This is a genomic window from Telluria sp. ZB2R32 (assembly GCF_059685715.1).
The window spans coordinates 263,398-279,029 of record NZ_JCASIG010000004.1 but is presented as its reverse complement, the minus strand read 5'-3'; the positions used below and the strand labels follow the sequence as shown (position 1 = coordinate 279,029).

Sequence of the window (15,632 nt, the reverse complement as noted above, 5' to 3'; positions counted from 1 at the left end):
TGTTATGTACAGCGCTTGTAAAAGCGGACGATCAGTTCCGGCTTGTTACCGCCGTTAAAACTGACGAAGGCCACGTTCGCCAGGGCGGTCGGTTTCAGCAGCACGCCGTAATTCGGCACCGAGCGATTGGCCCAGCTGTCCGCGAGCGCATCGACGCGCCAGGTATAGGCGCCGTTGAAGGCGCCATTGCCGGGGTCGATCACGACGCTGTCGCTGGCCGTCGGCACGTAGTCGCCGCCCCGAGTCGTCCATGGACCCGGGCCCGCCTTGTCCCAGGTCGCTTCCTTGGCCTTCCACTCGCGCGTGATGCGGTGCACGGCGAGCGCGCGGCCCGGCTGGTTGGCGTTGCCATTGTTCTTGGTGATTTTCAGGGTGGCCTGGATCACGGCGCCCTTGTCGAGGTCTCCCGGCATCCTGAACAGGACCAGCGGGTGCGCCTTGTCCTGGGTCGCAGTCAAGGTGTCGGCATTGTTCTGGCTGGTGGTAATGCCGTCGATGATGGTGGTGTCGTCGTCGCCGGCGCCGATGATGGTCGCATTCTTGACTTCGGCCAGGTTCATCACCTGTTCCTTGCGCGTCAGTGCACGTACCGCGTCGCGCGCGGTGGTCGCCGTCAGGCTGAGCGTCAGGATACCGTTGTCCAACTTGGTGTTCGCGGCATCGACAGTCACCTTTCCGAGGGCGGCGCCGCTGCTGTCCAGGAACCTGATGGTGCCGAAGCGGGCGTAGTCCTCGTCGCAGCCGTTCTTGGCCGCACGCCATCGGGCGAGCTGGACGCCGCTGGCGGCAAGGTAGCGCGCGCGCTCGATCTCGTACTGGGCGTCCACGTCGGCCACGTTCATGCTGCCGTCGTAGGCCATCGTATAGGCGAGCGCGCCGATCAGTGCCAGCGTCAAGGCAACGGGCAACAGCAGGAGGCCGCGCTGGCGCCGGGCGCTCATCGCGCCGTTCCCATGCGGACGGTGGCCAGCGCCGTGGTGCGGGCGGCGCCGCGTTGCATGCTCAGGCTGACCGTGATGGCCGGCTGGGCGGCCTCGGCGACCGGCATGGTGAGCTCGAAACTGGTCACCGATTCGGGCTCGGTCAGGACGTAGGTCTCCTTGCCCCGCTGTTCGACCAGCACGCCGGCGCCGGTGTCGGGATTCATGATCGCGCTGAAGACGACATCGGGTTTCAGCCACTCGCTGGGCGGTTTGTTCTGCATGTCAGGCGCCGGCGCGGTGGCGCGGATGCGCGCGACGATGCGCGCGAGGGCGAAGTCGGCGTCGCGTTCCAGCGCAACCTGGTCATCGGCAGCGCGCGCGGCGTTCGATGCGATGCCCAGCATCGGCACCAGCGGCGCCATGATCAGCGCCGTGATGGCCAGGCCAAGCAGCAGTTCGACCAGGCTGAGGCCATGGGCGCGGCGCAGGGGAGTCTTGCTCATCGCGACACCAGGGTGGCGAACGCATAGCCCTTGTCCGAGCCGAGCGAGACGAACAGCAGCGCCGATTCGCGGCGCGCCGTCGTGGTTGAGGTGAGCAGGGCAGGTGGCTGGCTGCCCGATTGCTCGTACAGCGCAATCGTCAGGGTGCGCACGACGTTGGCGCACGATGCGTCGTCGGGCAGCGCGTAGTCGGCGGCCGTGTCCCGGCCTTTGGCGGCTTTCCACAGAGTTGGATAGGGCTCGGCCAGGATGCTTTCCATCGTGTTTTTCATGCAGCGCAGTTCGCGTGCCTTGTCGACACCGGCCGACGAGGCCATGATGCCGTTCCGGATGGCGTCGCCCATCGGCACCGCGCAGATGGCCAGCAGGACGACGGCGACCATGATTTCGACGAAAGAAAAACCGCGCTCCCGAACGGACGCGTTTGCAGGCCACCTCACAGGCTGATCCTGGCCGTCACCGGGGCGATGCGCACGACGCGTTCGACGTTGTTGTAGCGCACCGTGATCCTGCCTTCTTCCTTCAGGGGTTTGATTTCCGGCGTACCGAGCAGAAAGCCAAACAGTTGGCCAACCGCGCTCTTGTCGACATACACAGGCATGCCGTCCGGACCGAACAGGGCATAACTGCTGGCGAAACCCCCTTCGTACCTGAAAACGGAACTCACAATGGTCGCGCGTAGCATGCTGGTGCTGCCAAAGCTGAGCCGGTAATCGCGCTTGTCGATCGGGTGAGTAGCCGGGGCGGTGCTGCCCGCGGGAGTCGGCTGGTCGATGCGCAGCACCTGGGTGGCGGTATCGATGCTGACGACGCAAAAATTATTTGTGCGCACCGCTTCGCGCTGGGCGAAGCGCAGGGCGCGGGCAATCTCCGCGGCGGCCGCATCGGCGGTCGTGGCGGGAGACAGCGAAGAGGCCTGGGGGATGGCGATGACGGCGACGATGCCGAGGATGGCAACGACAACGAGCATCTCGGCCAGCGTGACGCCGGCATGCCGCACGGCGGAGCAATGCGTCACGATGGCCTGCTAGATTACTTTGCCGACAACAAAGTGACGCCGTCGCGTGCCAGCTTGGTGCTGTTGATCTGGAGCGCGCCCGTCGTGTTGAGGAAACGCCAGCCGGAAGTCGCCGCGCCTGGTGGCGTAGTAGCATTGTCGGTCACAACGAGCACGGTACTCGCGTTGGTGAGCGGTTCGGCCGGGATCGCGCGCAGGTAAGGGCCATAAATGTAGCCGGCAACCTGGGTGCTGCACGTATGGCCGCTGGCGCTGCTGTATTTGGTCAACTGGTCAGCGAACGTGGTGGCATCGTTATCGGTCGTGGCGCCGGCGGTAGGGCAAGCCGTCACTGGCGCTGTTCCAACCGGTGCTTTGGACGGGTAGTTACCGTTATGCTGCGCACGGTACAGCTCGATAGCCGAGCGCATGGTAGTCAGGTTGGCGATCGACGCCGATTCCTGCGCATCGCCCGAGGTGTTCGAAAACTGCGGAATCGCGATCGCCGCCAGGATGGCAATGATGATCACGACAATCAGGAGCTCGATGAGCGTGAAGCCTTGGACGGCGCGGCGGCGGAAAGTAGAGGTCATGGTCTTTTAGTAGGTGGGCCAAGGAGGGCTTGCCAATAGGCAAGTTCTTAACGGGTAGCAACGAAGAGTAACATGAACCACCAATTCATTTGTTGCCGATGCGCATTAACTTTTTCCAATTGTGGTTTTTCAGTGCACAGCCCGTGACATTTTGAAAATAGGCAGGATGATCGAGGTCACGATGGTCCCGACCAGCACGCCCATCACCAGCAGCATCACCGGCTCCGCCATCTTGGCCAGGCTGTTCAGCTGGCGCGTCAGGTCGCGCTCGTAAAAGTCGGCGACGCGTCCCATCACGCGTCCCAGGGTGCCGGTCTGTTCGCCGGTCTCGATCATCTGCTTGACGCTGACCGGGATCAGGTGGCTGTCGCGAAAGCCGGCGGCAATCCCGCGGCCTTCGGTGACCTGCACTTCGAGTGCGCCGATAAAACGCTGGAATTCGGCGTTCGGGATCACGTCGCGGCAGGCGCCAAGCGTGGCCAGGATCGTCACGCCGCGCTCGAGCGAAATGCCCATCACGCGCATCAGGCGCGTCAGGTAGATCTTGATGAATATGTCCTTCACCAGGGGCAGGCGCAGCTTGATGCGGTCGAGTCCTTCGCGCACGTCGGGGCGGCGCAGCGCCAGCAATGCGCCGCCGGCAAACGCCAGGATGCCGATGCCGAACAGCGCGCCGTGCTTGGTCAGTACCTCGCTGGCGAAAATGAACACCTTGGTCGTGACCGGCAATTCGTCGTAGATCGCCGCGAACATGACCGAAAACTTCGGGAACACGGCCACCAGGATGAACACCACCACCAGCACCGAAAACACGATCAGGAAACCCGGATACGACAGCGCCGAGACGATCGTGCTGCGCAGCCGTTCCTGTTTTTCGTCCATCTCGACCAGTTGCTCGAGCACCTCGGCCAGGAAGCCGCCTTCCTCGCTGGCGCCGATCAGGTTGATGTAGGTCGGCGGGAACAGATCGGGGTGCCGGGCCAGGGCTTCGGAAAAGCGCTGGCCGCCGACGATGTCGTCCGCGACTTCACCGACGATCGCTTTCAGACGCGGCTTGCCGGCCTGCTCGTGCAGGGCGCGCAGGGCGTCGTGCAGCGGCACCCCGGTTTCCAGCAGCAGGGTCAGGCGCTCGGTGAACATCACGCGGTCGGCAGTGCCGATGCGCTCTCCGGACGTCAGGCGCCAGGCTGGCTTGCGTAGCGGCTGTGCCGGTGCGGCCGCTGCAGGCGCGTCATCCCATTCGAGTGCCATCGTCGCTCCTTATAACGAATGCACGACGCGTGAGATTTCCTCGGGCGTGGTGTCGCCGCCAAAGGCACGCTCCATGCCGTCGGCGTACAGGTCGCGGTGGCCAGTGCCGGCCACGTGCTGGGACATCGCATCCTTGCTGGCGTTCGCCACGATCATGCGCGCCAGGTCGGGGCCGACTTCGAGCAGCTCGTAGATGCCAAGCCGGCCCTTGTAGCCGGAGTCGTAGCAGGCCGGGCAGCCACGCCCCTTCAGGAGTTTCAGATTGCCTTCTCCCTTGTAGCCGTAGGCGGCCGCCGCACCAGGCGGCACCAGGTAGCTGGTTTTACAGCCCGGGCAGATGCGCCGCACCAGGCGTTGCGCCATCACGCCGATCAGGGCCGACGACAGCAGGTACGGCTCGACGCCCATCTCGACCAGGCGCGCCACCGCGCCCAGGGTATCGTTGGTGTGCAGGGTAGTCAGCACCAGGTGCCCGGTCAGCGCCGCCTGCACCGCGATTTCCGCGGTTTGCCGGTCGCGCACCTCGCCGACCATGATGATGTCCGGGTCCTGGCGCAGCACGTGTTTCAGGATTTTCGGGAAGGTCAGGCCGATCGCATCGTTCACCTGGTTCTGGTTGATGATGTCGAGCTGGTATTCGACCGGGTCCTCGATCGTGACGATGTTCTTTTCGATACTTTTGAGGTAGTTGATCGCGGCATACAGGCTGGTGGTCTTGCCGCTACCGGTCGGTCCCGTCACCAGGATCAAGCCGTGGCTGCGCCCAAGCAGGCGTTTAAAGGTGTCGACCGCGCCGCGGTTCATGCCCAGTTTATCGACGTCGAGGATCGACTGGTTTTTGTCGAGCACGCGCAGCACCACCTTTTCGCCATAGATGCCGGGCAGCGAGGAAAAGCGCAGGTCGACCGAGCGGCCCTGCGTCATCACCTGGATGCGGCCATCCTGCGGCAGGCGGCGTTCGGCGATGTCCAGGTGCGCCATCACCTTCAGACGCGAGACGATCGCCGGATGCAGCTCGGGGCGCGGCGACATGACCTCGTACAGGATGCCGTCGATGCGCAGGCGGATGCGCGATTTGTTGCGCGAGATTTCGATGTGGATGTCGCTGGCGTTGTCGTGGATCGCGCGCTGGATCACGGCGTTGACCATGTTGATCACCGGGCTGGCGCCGGCCATCTGGTCGATCTGCGTGTAGTCGTCCGGGATCTGGTTTTCCACCAGCTCCAGGTCGTTCGCCTCGCTGTGGATAAAGTCCGGCATGGTGCCGCCGTAGGCATCGTCGCGCACCCGGTTGATATCCAGCGGCGGCGCCATCGCCACGCGGATGCGGCAGCCCGTGCGGGCGCGGATCTCGTCGATGCTGTGCACCGCCTGCGGTTCGCCAGTGGCGATCGTCAGCGTGTTCTCGACCACGAACAGCGGGATCACGTTCAGGCGCTTGGCCACGTCGCGTTCGAGCAGCGAGACCGCCACCGGATCGTACAAACCGGCGCGCAGGCTGACGAACGGCAGGTCGAGCTGCTCGGCCAATGCCTGGAACAGCGCCGACTCCGACAGCCATTTTTTCTCGACCATGATGAAACCCATGCGCTTGCCGGTCTGCTCCTGCAGGCGCGCCGCTTCCGCCACCTGGACGGCGGTGACGATGCCGCGCTCGACCAGGATGTCGCCCAGCTTGGGTTGCGTACCGGTGCGCGCCGCTTTCGGCGGCGCCTGCGGTGCGTCGTACAGCGCGACCTGGTCGGCGACCCCGGTCACCTTCAGGATATCGAGCAGCAGCGGGCTCGGATAGGCCAGCTTCAGCCAGCCGCCCAGCGATCCGAGCCGGTTGGCCGCGCGCATCGTCAATTCCAGCGCGCGCCCGGACAACAGCGGCACCTTGCCCAGGTCGAGCACGATGCTGACCTGGTGCTGGGCGATGCACTCGGCGATCGCACTCTCGACCGCATCGATGGCATCGCTTGCGACCAGCGCCATCGACGGCGCCAGGTAGGTCATCGAGCCGATGCGGCTGCGGGTGACTGCGTCGCTCATTTAGGCTGCCTGCTCCTGCACGCGGTCACGCGCGATATTGAAACGCGCGATCCATTCCGGCTCCAGGGCGCAGACGTCCTCGAACACCTTGATGATGGCCGGGTCCAGCTGGCTGCCGGCCACGCGTGCGATTTCCGCCATCGCCACTTCATGGCTGCGCCCGGCGCGGTAGGCGCGCGAGCTGGTGATCGAATCGTAGGTGTCGGCCACGGCGATGATGCGCGCATGCAGCGGAATGTCGTTGCCCTTCAAACCGTGCGGATAGCCGGTGCCGTCGTACTTTTCCTGGTGGTGGCGCGCGCCCGGCACGGCACCCTTCAGACGGTCGATGTGGCGCAGGATTTCGTAGCTGCGCTCCGGGTGCACTTTGATGAACGTGAACTCGTCGGCGGTGAGGCGGCCCGGCTTGCACAGCACCGCATCGGGAATGCCGATCTTGCCGACGTCGTGCAGCAGCGAACCCCAGAACAGGTCGTCGGTATCGCGCGAACCGAGGTTCATCGCCTTGCCGATCTCCATCGTGATGTAGTGCACGCGCTCGGAATGGCCGCGTGTGTACGGGTCTTTCGCTTCGACCGCCTCGATCAGCGCATTCGCCATCTGGTCGTTGAATTTCTGCGTCTCGGCGAGCATGCCGTACATTTTGGAGAGACCCGACAGCTGGTTCGCCAGCAGTTCGCCCAGCTTGCGGTCGCTGTTCGAAAAGTCGGGTTTCGCCAGGTGGTTCGCCAGCACCAGGATCGCCACCACGCTGCGGTCGTGGATCACCGGGCAGCACAGCAGTTTGAAAGGCAGGTCGGTAAAAATGTAGGCGCGGCGCGGGTCGTCGACGTCGTTGATGACGATCGGCGCCCGTGCCGAGTGCGTGAAGCGGTACAGGTCGCCGCGCATCTCGACCAGCACCAGGTCCAGGTTGTGGATCGGCGCCGACAGGTTCGTCGCATGCACGCATAAATTCTCGCCCGGTTTCACGAAGGCGGCGACGTCGGCATCCATGTGCTCGGCCCAGCTTTGCAGCAGGCGCTGGAACAGGTCGGCGCCGGGTTCGAGCTGCTGCACGGTCTTGTCGATCGCGTACACCAAGTGCAGTTCTTCATAGCGCTCGGACAGTTCCAGCGCCATGTTGTCGAGTTCGCGCTTGGCCGCGGCTTCGTCGGCGATACCGGCGCCGATGTCTTCGAAGGTTTCGGCCAGGGCATCCCAGGCGGTCGGCGCGGCCGCTTCGCTGGCGACGCGTACCGCCAGGTAGCCGAGCAGGCCGGTCTTGCCGTGGATCGCCATGTAGAGCAGGGTGGCGCCGTGGCCATCGTAGCGCTGCATGCCCTCGCCGTCGCAAGGCCAGTTAAAACCGGCGGCGCAAGCGCCGGCGATCCAGGCGCCGATGTCGCTGCCGGCCAGGCTGCAAAAGGCGAGGGTACCGTCCGCGCCGCACACCGCGAAATCGTAATCGACGCCGGTGATGCGGCGCAGCCAGCGCGCGTGGCGCGTGAAATCGAGGTCGTTCAGGATGTTAGTGGGCATTGGGGTTCTCCTGCGGGGCGGCGGCGTTGGTGAAATAAGTGGTCAGGCGGGCGATCAGCTGGCGCGGGCTGAGCGGCTTTTCGAGGAATTCGACGTTCGCCAGTTCGCGTACCCATTCGCGTTCCTGCGACGCCGTCATCGAGGTCATCACGAAGATCGGGAAGGTCTCGTCGGGATAGCGTGCGCGCGCGGTGCGGCACAGCTCGCGCCCGTCCATGCCCGCCATCTGGATGTCGCTCACCATCACGTCGGGACGGCGCGCGCTCATCTTGTCGAGGGCTTCGTTGCCGTCGTTCGCGCTCAGGACGTCGTAACCCTCGCGTTCGAGCATCAGGCGCAGCACGCGGATCACGTGCGGCTCGTCATCGACGAGCAGGATGGTTCTTTTCATAAGACTTGGCCTCCGTCGACCAGGGCCGGCATTTTCTTCAGGTGGATGGCGAACACGCTGCCGTGTCCCAGCTCGCTTTCGATCGTCAGGCGGCCGTGGTGCAGCTCGATAATCTGGTTGGTCAGGTACAGCCCGAGGCCGTGGCCGCCGCGCTGTTCGGTACCGGTTTCGCGCACACGATAGAATTTTTCGGTGACGCGCGCCGTGTCTTCCGGGCTCATGCCGATGCCGCTGTCGCGCACGGCGATGACGACGTCGGCGTCGCCCTCGTCGGCAGCCAGCACCACGCTGCCGCCGGACTGGTTGTACTTGATCGCGTTGTTGAGCAGGTTGTTCAGGGCAATGCGGAACAGGTCCTTGTCGACCGAGACCGCCGCCAGTTCGCGCGCCACCTGCAGTTCGAGGCGGATGCCCTTGCTTTCGGCGCGGGTACGGGCCTGCTGCCAGGCGTCGCGTAACAGATCGTCGAGTTTGACGCGATGGCGTTCCGGACGCATGCTGCCCATTTCGAGCTTGCTGACGTTGAGCAGGTTGTTGACCAGCGAATTCATGCGCTCGACTTCGTCCTGGATCACGTTGATCGCTTCGACCCGCACCGCCGGATCGTCTTCGCCGACGTCGGCCAGCATTTCGCCGTACATGCCGATCACGTTCAGCGGCGATTTCAATTCGTGCGCGGCGTGGGCGACGAAATCGTTGCCGGCCTGGCGCGCCAGGTGTTCGCGGGTGGCGTCGCGCAGCACCACCAGGGTGCCGTAACCCATCGCGTGCCCGAGCAGTGCCTGGGCGGTAGCCCACAGGCGTTTATCCGGCACCCCGGCCGGATTGAATTCGATCGTCATCTGGCTGCGCGTATCCAGCCCCGCGCCCTTGAAGCGCGCCAGCATCGCGCGCAGCTCGGGATCGCGGCACCAGGCCTCGACCGGCTGCGACAGCACGTCCGCCACCGGCACGCCCAGCAGCGGCTCGATCTTGCCGGTGGCGAAAGTGACTTCGCCGGCCGGGTCGAGCACCAGCAAGCCATCGGGCAGGCATTGCAGCACCGCCTGCATCTTGTTGCTGCCGTATTCGAGCAGCCTGCCGCTGGCCATGCTGGCCACGCTTTCCTGTTCGAGTTCGCGGATGCGCGCGCTGGCCTGGTCGATGTAGCGATTCAGTTTAGTCGCCAGCCCGCGCACGTCGGCATCGCTGTCGCCCGCCGCAACGGGTGCCTGGGTAGCCGCCTGTGTCGCCACCGAGCGCAGCTGTTCGCCCAGCGCCGCCAGCGGCGCCATTTCTCGCTTGATCACCAGGTAGATCAGCGGCACCAGCAGGAACATGGCCAGCGCGATCAGCGCGTAGAAGGGCAGGTCCTTCATGTCGAACGGCGTGCGCGGCTCGAAATAGCCGATCCGCACTTGCGTTTTCGCGTCGGCGCTGGCCAGCGGGCCGTGGAATTCGCGGATCGCGCGGCCGTTCTGGCCGGCGGGGATGGCGCGTTCGGCGAAACCGGTCAGCGCCAGCGGGGCGCTCGGCGGCACCAGGGCGCCGGCGCTGGCCACTTCGGCCAGGCTGCGGCCATCGGCGCCGGTCACGGCGGCATAGGCGAAGTCCGGGTTGTCGCGGTAGGCCAGGATCGATTCGAGCACCCCCGGCTGGCCGGTGCCAGGCGCCAGCACGGCCAGCGGCAGCGCGGCCAGCGAACGCACCATGCCCAGGCCCTGCACGCGCACCTGTTCGGCGTGGTCCGCCTGCTGGCGCTGCAGCAGCAGGGTGACGACAAGGGCGATCACGGCCAGCATGGAGCCGACGAGAATCAGGCCGATCCTGTTATTTTTCATTCTGGGGCGTCCTGCCTGGCGTTGCATACGAGCGCAGGTCGACAGTAAGTGATGGGGAAGCGCAGACTATAGTTGAAAATTTCTTCAAGGAAAATAACATTCTGCCCGGATCGCCCCTCCGGTCAAACTTTTGTCGATACCAGGACACACTTTCGGACGAATCGTGAAGCGGGGAGCACTACCGCAGCTGCGTAGAGTGTGTGAAAAAATCGTCAGGGCAAGGCGCGCCGCCGAAGACAGTACGTGGGTACGGCGAGGCGGTGCAACGCCGCCCTGGCGATTTTTTCACACACTCGTAGTGGAACAGGAGCTGCGCGCCATCCGCGCTATAGTGATAACAACCAGACATCACCTCCAAGACACATGAGCAATCCACGCTACGACGCTGCCGACACCGACACGGGCGACGACGACGCCTTCCTTGAACGCGAACTCGACCTGGCCGCGCGCGGCATCGAACTCGTCAAAATGGAAGGGCGCGTGTTCCTGCGCTTTTCCGGCGAAGTGCGCTACGAAGGCTTGCGCGTGCCCTACGCGCTGGTGCCCTCTCGCGGCGTGCTCGCCAAACCCAGCAAATGGCGCAAGATGGATTTGATCGCGCGGCGCGAGCTGATCGAAGAACGCACCGGCGACAAGGCCCTGGCCGAACTGCACCTCGATGCCGAGGAATTCGTGCGCGATATCGCCGAGCAGGCCGACGATGCCGGCTTCGATCCGCGCCTGTTTCTTGGCGTGCTCGACGAACTGGAAACCTCGGAGCCGGCCGAGTATGTCTTCGAGCGCATCCGCCAGCGCGTCGAGCACGCCATCGAGCGCGAGCAGGAAGAGCGCCACGCCGCCCGCACCAAGGAAAGCATCAATTTGGCCGAGTACCCGGAATCGTTCGAGGTGGCCAGCCGCATGCAGCGCAAGTTCATCGCCCTGCTGGGGCCGACCAATTCCGGTAAAACCCATCGCGCGATGGAAGCGCTGGCGAAAGCCAGAAGCGGGGCCTATCTGGCGCCGCTGCGCCTGCTGGCGCTGGAAAACTACGAACGCCTCCAGGCGGCGCGCCCGCATGGCGAACCATTGAAGGTCAGCCTGATCACGGGGGAAGAGCGGCGCGTGACCGAAGGCAGCACCCACGTCGCCAGCACCGTCGAGATGCTCGACAGTAAAACGCCGATCGAGGTTGCCGTGATCGACGAAATCCAGATGCTGGCCGACCGCGACCGCGGCGCCGCCTGGACCGCCGCCGTCTGCGGCGCGCCGGCCGCCACCGTGTACCTGGTCGGCGCCCCGGAAGCGCGGCGCGCGATCGAGGCGCTGGCCGAACGCCTGGAAGTGCCGCTCGAGGTGCACGTACTGAAACGCATGGCGCCGCTGGCGATGGAGCCGGGGCCGGTCCGTAAACTGTCGAACCTGCGCCGCGGCGACGCCGTGATTGCCTTTTCGCGGCGCGACGTCCTGATGTGGCGCGACATGATCACCGAAAAAGGCTTGTCGGTCGCCACCGTCTACGGCAACTTGTCGCCCGAAGTGCGCCGCGCCCAGGCCGAGCGTTTCCGGGAGGGGCAGGCCGACATCGTGGTCGGCACCGACGCCCTCGCCATGGGACTGAACATGCCGATCGCGCGCATCGTGATGACGACGGCGGTGAAATACAACGGCTATGAGGAAGAGGAAATCTCGGCGGCGCTGGCGAAGCAGATCGCCGGGCGCGCCGGTCGCTATGGCGTGCACGAAGAGGGCTTTGTTGCCGGCTACGACGACGACACCCACGAAGTCATGCGCGCCCTGATGAAGGAAAAGATCCCGCCGGTACCGGCCAGCGGCTTTGCCGTCGCTCCCTCGCTCGAGCAACTGCACAGGATCTCGGCGGTGACCGGCGAGACCTCGCTGGTCAAACTGCTGCGCCGTTTTGTCCACAACATCGACGTGCCGGACGGTTTTTTCTATCCGCGCATTACCGAAGACCAGAACGAACGCGCCGAATGGCTCGATACCCTGGACTTGACGGTGGCCGAGAAATTCATGCTCTCGCTGGTGCCGATCTCGAACCGGGTGCCGATGCTGCAAAGCGCCTGGGAGCACTGGGCGCTGTCACTGGCCAGGAAAAAAGTCTCGAAATTGACCCCGCAGCCGGGCGGGCTGCAATGGAAGAATTTGCAGGAAGTCGAAGACACCTGCCGCATGTACTCGGCCTATGCCTGGCTCGGTTACCGCGAGCCGGAGTATTTCCCGAGTATCGAGGAAGCGCAGCAACTGGCGCGCGAAGCCTCGGAGCGGGTCGACTCGCTGCTGCAGCAGCAGAATGCGGCCACGCGCAAGCGCCAGGGGGGCATCGTCAGCAAGCCCAAGCGCCGGGCGTGATGGCGGATGGGGTGGTGCGGTATCGGTTACGATATCCAATCCGCCACCAGATGAATCCACCATGACCACTGCACCTACCTTAGAAGCGTTTAACCAGCGCGGCATCGGCAAGTTCCCCGGCTACCTCGGCATCGAAGTTCTCGAACTCGGCCACCAGACCCTGACCGCGCAATTGCCGATCAAGCCGCACCACCTGGCGCCGAACGGCTACCTGCACGCCGGCAGCGTGGTGACGCTGGCCGATACCGCCGCCGGCTATGCCTGCGTCGCCAACCTGCCCGAAGGCGCGCAGAATTTCACGACGATCGAATTGAAATCGAACCACTTCAGCACCGCGCGCGAAGGCACCATCGTCGCCGTGGCGACCGTCGCGCACCTGGGCCGCACCACCCAGGTGTGGGACGTGAAGGTGACGGACAAAGCGAACGGCAAGACGATTGCCTTGTTTCGCTGCACCCAGATGATCCTGTATCCGAAGAGCGCCTGACAACGCTCCCATGGCGGCGTTGCATCGTCTCGCCGTACCCGTGTACTGTCTTCGACGATGCGCCTTGCCCTGAAAGCGTTGTCAAACGCTTCTAAAGTCAGGGCAGCGGCGGCACGCAAGCCGCCGCCGCCCCGCCCGCGCTGCCGCCGACGGCCGGCAAGTCCGACGGCGGCTTGCCGTTGCCGACCAGGATCGCCGGCTGGCCTTTATAGGTAAGCGCCAGTTCCTCGCCGGCGTAGTTGGGCAGCGCCTTGGGGACGAAGATGGCGAAGCGGTAGTTCAGGTCGGGATAGAAACCGCTCTGGAAAATCTGCTCGGGCGGCCCTTCCTGGATTTCGGCGGCCACGGCGTCGAGGATCGGCATGGTGTCGCCGGCATTGTTCAGGTCGATTTGGCCCTGGTAGCGCAGCGAATAGGGCGGCATGCCGCCGAATTCGCGCCCCCCATGGCTGACGCGAAATTGATTGACGTTGTAGTAAAAACCGCGGCGCGCCTGTTCGGCGACGTCGGCATTGCACAGCACGAAGATGGCCCAGAAACCCTCGGCATCGACCGGCGACAGGTAGCCGACGCGGTACAGCGCGGCCGACAGCGCGATCGGATTGGTAAAACGGATTTCGTGCGCATTCGCGACGTGCTGGTATTGCAGCACGGCGAGCGCCCTGGGCCGCGGGCTGCTGCAAGCGGCCAGCGCGGCCAGCGCCAGCAGCGCGGCGAACCTGCCTGTCCAGCGTAAGAGTTCACCCATTGCATCTCCTTGACAAGCGCATGGCCGCACGGTCCCGGCCCGCGAATGCATCAAGCTTGGTCCCTTGCGGCGGCGCCGGCTTGCGCTAGCTCAGGCGTGCTGTAGCATTTGCGCCGCCCTGGCATGCGACCCAGTGTAATGACGGATCGGCCTCGCGGCAAGGCGAGCACGGCAGCATGGAGCGTCAGCTCGCCTTCAAGGCTTTCTGCAGGAGAGTGTGCACCTCGCCGAAATCGGGCTCGCCGACATAGCGCTTGAGGATGGTGCCATCCTTGCCGATCACGAAGGTGGTGGGCGTGAGGGTGACGTCGCCGAAGGATTTGGCGATGTCTCCGCCGGCGTCGAGGGCGACGATGAAGGGCAGCTTGCGCGTCTCGGTGAAATTCAGGACATAGTTCGGCGGGTCGTATTGCATGGCCACCGCCACGAATTCGAGTCCCTGCCCCTTGAACTTGTTGTAGGTGTCGACCATGGCCGGCATCTCCTTGACACACGTGGTGCACGAAGTTGCCCAGAAATTGACCATCACGACCTTGCCGCGCAAGTTCGCGGTAGCGATCTTGTCGCCGGCGATGCTGATGAAGGTGACCTCGGGCGCCTTTTCGGCGCGCATCAGGGCGGCATAGCCGCCGCCCGCCAGCGCCAGCACGAGCGCGCCGATGGCGGCGGGTTTGAACCAGGAACGGGGTTGAGCTGGATGATGGGCTGTCATGGCGCTGGCGAAAAAAAAGCGGGGCCAGGCCCCGCCGGGATGATTACAGGGCGACCGAACCCGATTTCGGGAACTGGGTGCGAAGTTCTTCCTCGCTCATGTATTCGAAGATCTTGACGACACCCTGCACGCCGGCGACGCTCTGGGCGATCTTGGCTGCGAGATCTCCTTCGCGCTGGGTCACGCGGCCCATCAGGTACACGGTGCCGCGCTCGGTGACGACCTTGAACGAGGTGGCCGAGATCGTTTTCATTTCGATCAGGCTGCCCTTGACGTTGCCGGTGATCAGCGCATCCGACGAGCGCGAGGTATAGCTCGACGGGCCGGCGATCACCAGTTCGTTGATGACGTTGGCGACGTTTTCGATGCTGCGTACTTCGCGCTCGACGGCAGCCTTCATGGCTTCGTCGCGCACTTCTCCGGTCAGCAAGACCTTGCGGTTGTAGCTGGCGATGTTCACGTGGCCGGCGTTGCCGACGATTTTTGGAACCTGCACCTCGGCTTTGACGGTGATCGATTTGTCCTCGGTCTGCGCGCCCAGCGTGCGCCGGTCCATGGTGGCGGCCGCACCCATCGCGGCGCCGCCGACGACCAGCGGCACGCAGCCCTGCAGCGCACCCAACAGGGACACACACAGGACGGCTTTCGCCAGGGAACCCTTCAAGCCGGGCTTATTCATTCTCGTCTCCTCCGAATAGCGCGACGTCGATGCCGTCGCAGATGGCGTGGATCGCGACCAGGTGCACTTCCTGGATGCGCGCGGTGCGGCTGTGCTGCACGTTGATGTGGACGTCGGCGTCGGTCAGCAGTTTGGCGAGCGCGCCGCCATCCTTGCCGGTGAAGGCGACGATGCGCATCTCGCGCTCGAGCGCCGCTTCGACGGCAGCCAGCACGTTGCCCGAATTGCCCGACGTCGAAATCGCCAGCAGGATGTCGCCGGCCTGGCCAAAGGCTTGCACCTGCTTCGAGAAGATCTCGCGGTAGCTGTAGTCGTTGGCGACCGCGGTCAGGATCGAGGTATCGGTGGTCAGCGCGATGGCCGGCAGCGGGAAGCGCTCGCGCTCGAAGCGTCCGACCAGTTCCGCCGCGAAGTGCTGGCAGTCGGCGGCCGAACCGCCGTTACCGCAAGCCAGGATCTTGTTGCCGTTGGACAGGGCGCCGAACATCAGTTCGATCGCCTGCGAAATAGGGTGCGCCAGGGCCGGGGCCGACTGCAGTTTCAGGTCGGCGCTCTCCTGGAAGTGAGCGAGGATGCGTTGAGTATTCATAGCCAAAGATTATAGTGTAGTAGCAACCGGGG

The 15,632-nt window shown here is 64.6% G+C and carries 16 protein-coding genes; 2 read left to right on the top strand and 14 right to left on the bottom strand.

Going from position 1 to position 15,632, the window contains the following annotated elements; translation table 11 throughout:
- Positions 1–2: 2 nt before the first annotated feature.
- From AC56LG_RS13665 to AC56LG_RS13620, 10 genes are all read right to left on the bottom strand, one after another.
- Entirely contained in the window at positions 3–941 is a 939-nt protein-coding gene (locus AC56LG_RS13665) for a DNRLRE domain-containing protein (protein ID WP_497166622.1), read from the bottom strand.
- Entirely contained in the window at positions 938–1,426 is a 489-nt protein-coding gene (locus AC56LG_RS13660; RefSeq protein ID WP_497166621.1) for a prepilin-type N-terminal cleavage/methylation domain-containing protein, read from the bottom strand. Before AC56LG_RS13660 ends, AC56LG_RS13665 begins: the two co-directional genes overlap by 4 nt.
- On the bottom strand, positions 1,423–1,866 hold the full coding sequence (locus AC56LG_RS13655) for a type II secretion system protein (protein WP_497166620.1): 444 nt from the start codon (positions 1,864–1,866) through the stop codon (positions 1,423–1,425). The genes AC56LG_RS13660 and AC56LG_RS13655 overlap by 4 nt, the downstream gene beginning before the upstream one ends.
- Entirely contained in the window at positions 1,863–2,444 is a 582-nt protein-coding gene (locus tag AC56LG_RS13650; RefSeq protein ID WP_497166619.1) for a pilus assembly FimT family protein, read from the bottom strand. Before AC56LG_RS13650 ends, AC56LG_RS13655 begins: the two co-directional genes overlap by 4 nt.
- Before the next feature lie 14 nt (positions 2,445–2,458).
- Positions 2,459–3,016, bottom strand: a complete 558-nt coding sequence (locus AC56LG_RS13645) for a prepilin-type N-terminal cleavage/methylation domain-containing protein (protein ID WP_497166618.1) — start codon at positions 3,014–3,016, stop codon at positions 2,459–2,461.
- A gap of 129 nt (positions 3,017–3,145) precedes the next feature.
- The gene (locus AC56LG_RS13640) at positions 3,146–4,267 is read right to left on the bottom strand and encodes a type II secretion system F family protein (protein ID WP_497166617.1); all 1,122 of its coding nucleotides are present in this window, start codon (positions 4,265–4,267) and stop codon (positions 3,146–3,148) included.
- A gap of 9 nt (positions 4,268–4,276) precedes the next feature.
- Positions 4,277–6,301: an ATPase, T2SS/T4P/T4SS family gene (locus AC56LG_RS13635; protein ID WP_497166616.1), complete on the bottom strand. Its 2,025-nt coding sequence runs from the start codon at positions 6,299–6,301 to the stop codon at positions 4,277–4,279.
- On the bottom strand, positions 6,302–7,822 hold the full coding sequence (locus AC56LG_RS13630) for an HD domain-containing phosphohydrolase (RefSeq protein WP_497166615.1): 1,521 nt from the start codon (positions 7,820–7,822) through the stop codon (positions 6,302–6,304). It lies immediately after the preceding gene.
- Positions 7,812–8,213 (bottom strand): response regulator, encoded by a 402-nt coding sequence (locus AC56LG_RS13625; RefSeq protein ID WP_497166614.1) that lies wholly within the window; start codon positions 8,211–8,213, stop codon positions 7,812–7,814. Before AC56LG_RS13625 ends, AC56LG_RS13630 begins: the two co-directional genes overlap by 11 nt.
- Entirely contained in the window at positions 8,210–10,033 is a 1,824-nt protein-coding gene (locus AC56LG_RS13620; RefSeq protein WP_497166613.1) for a sensor histidine kinase, read from the bottom strand. Before AC56LG_RS13620 ends, AC56LG_RS13625 begins: the two co-directional genes overlap by 4 nt.
- 363 nt (positions 10,034–10,396) lie before the next feature.
- On the opposite strand from AC56LG_RS13620, the gene AC56LG_RS13615 reads away from it, so the two are divergent.
- Both AC56LG_RS13615 and AC56LG_RS13610 read left to right on the top strand, forming a co-directional pair.
- Positions 10,397–12,385 (top strand): helicase-related protein, encoded by a 1,989-nt coding sequence (locus AC56LG_RS13615; RefSeq protein WP_497166612.1) that lies wholly within the window; start codon positions 10,397–10,399, stop codon positions 12,383–12,385.
- 61 nt (positions 12,386–12,446) lie between these two features.
- On the top strand, positions 12,447–12,872 hold the full coding sequence (locus AC56LG_RS13610; protein ID WP_497166611.1) for a PaaI family thioesterase: 426 nt from the start codon (positions 12,447–12,449) through the stop codon (positions 12,870–12,872).
- A 97-nt stretch (positions 12,873–12,969) separates the two neighbouring features.
- Here the strand turns inward: AC56LG_RS13610 and AC56LG_RS13605 are convergent, their stop codons facing one another.
- The 4 genes from AC56LG_RS13605 to AC56LG_RS13590 form a co-directional block, all read right to left on the bottom strand.
- Positions 12,970–13,620 (bottom strand): hypothetical protein, encoded by a 651-nt coding sequence (locus AC56LG_RS13605; RefSeq protein ID WP_497166610.1) that lies wholly within the window; start codon positions 13,618–13,620, stop codon positions 12,970–12,972.
- Between the two features lie 184 nt (positions 13,621–13,804).
- Complete coding sequence (locus AC56LG_RS13600; RefSeq protein WP_497166609.1) at positions 13,805–14,332, bottom strand: peroxiredoxin family protein; 528 nt, start codon at positions 14,330–14,332, stop codon at positions 13,805–13,807.
- 43 nt (positions 14,333–14,375) lie between these two features.
- The gene (locus tag AC56LG_RS13595) at positions 14,376–15,011 is read right to left on the bottom strand and encodes a BON domain-containing protein (protein ID WP_497166608.1); all 636 of its coding nucleotides are present in this window, start codon (positions 15,009–15,011) and stop codon (positions 14,376–14,378) included.
- On the bottom strand, positions 15,004–15,600 hold the full coding sequence (locus tag AC56LG_RS13590; RefSeq protein ID WP_192053891.1) for a phosphoheptose isomerase: 597 nt from the start codon (positions 15,598–15,600) through the stop codon (positions 15,004–15,006). The genes AC56LG_RS13595 and AC56LG_RS13590 overlap by 8 nt, the downstream gene beginning before the upstream one ends.
- Positions 15,601–15,632 lie beyond the last annotated feature (32 nt).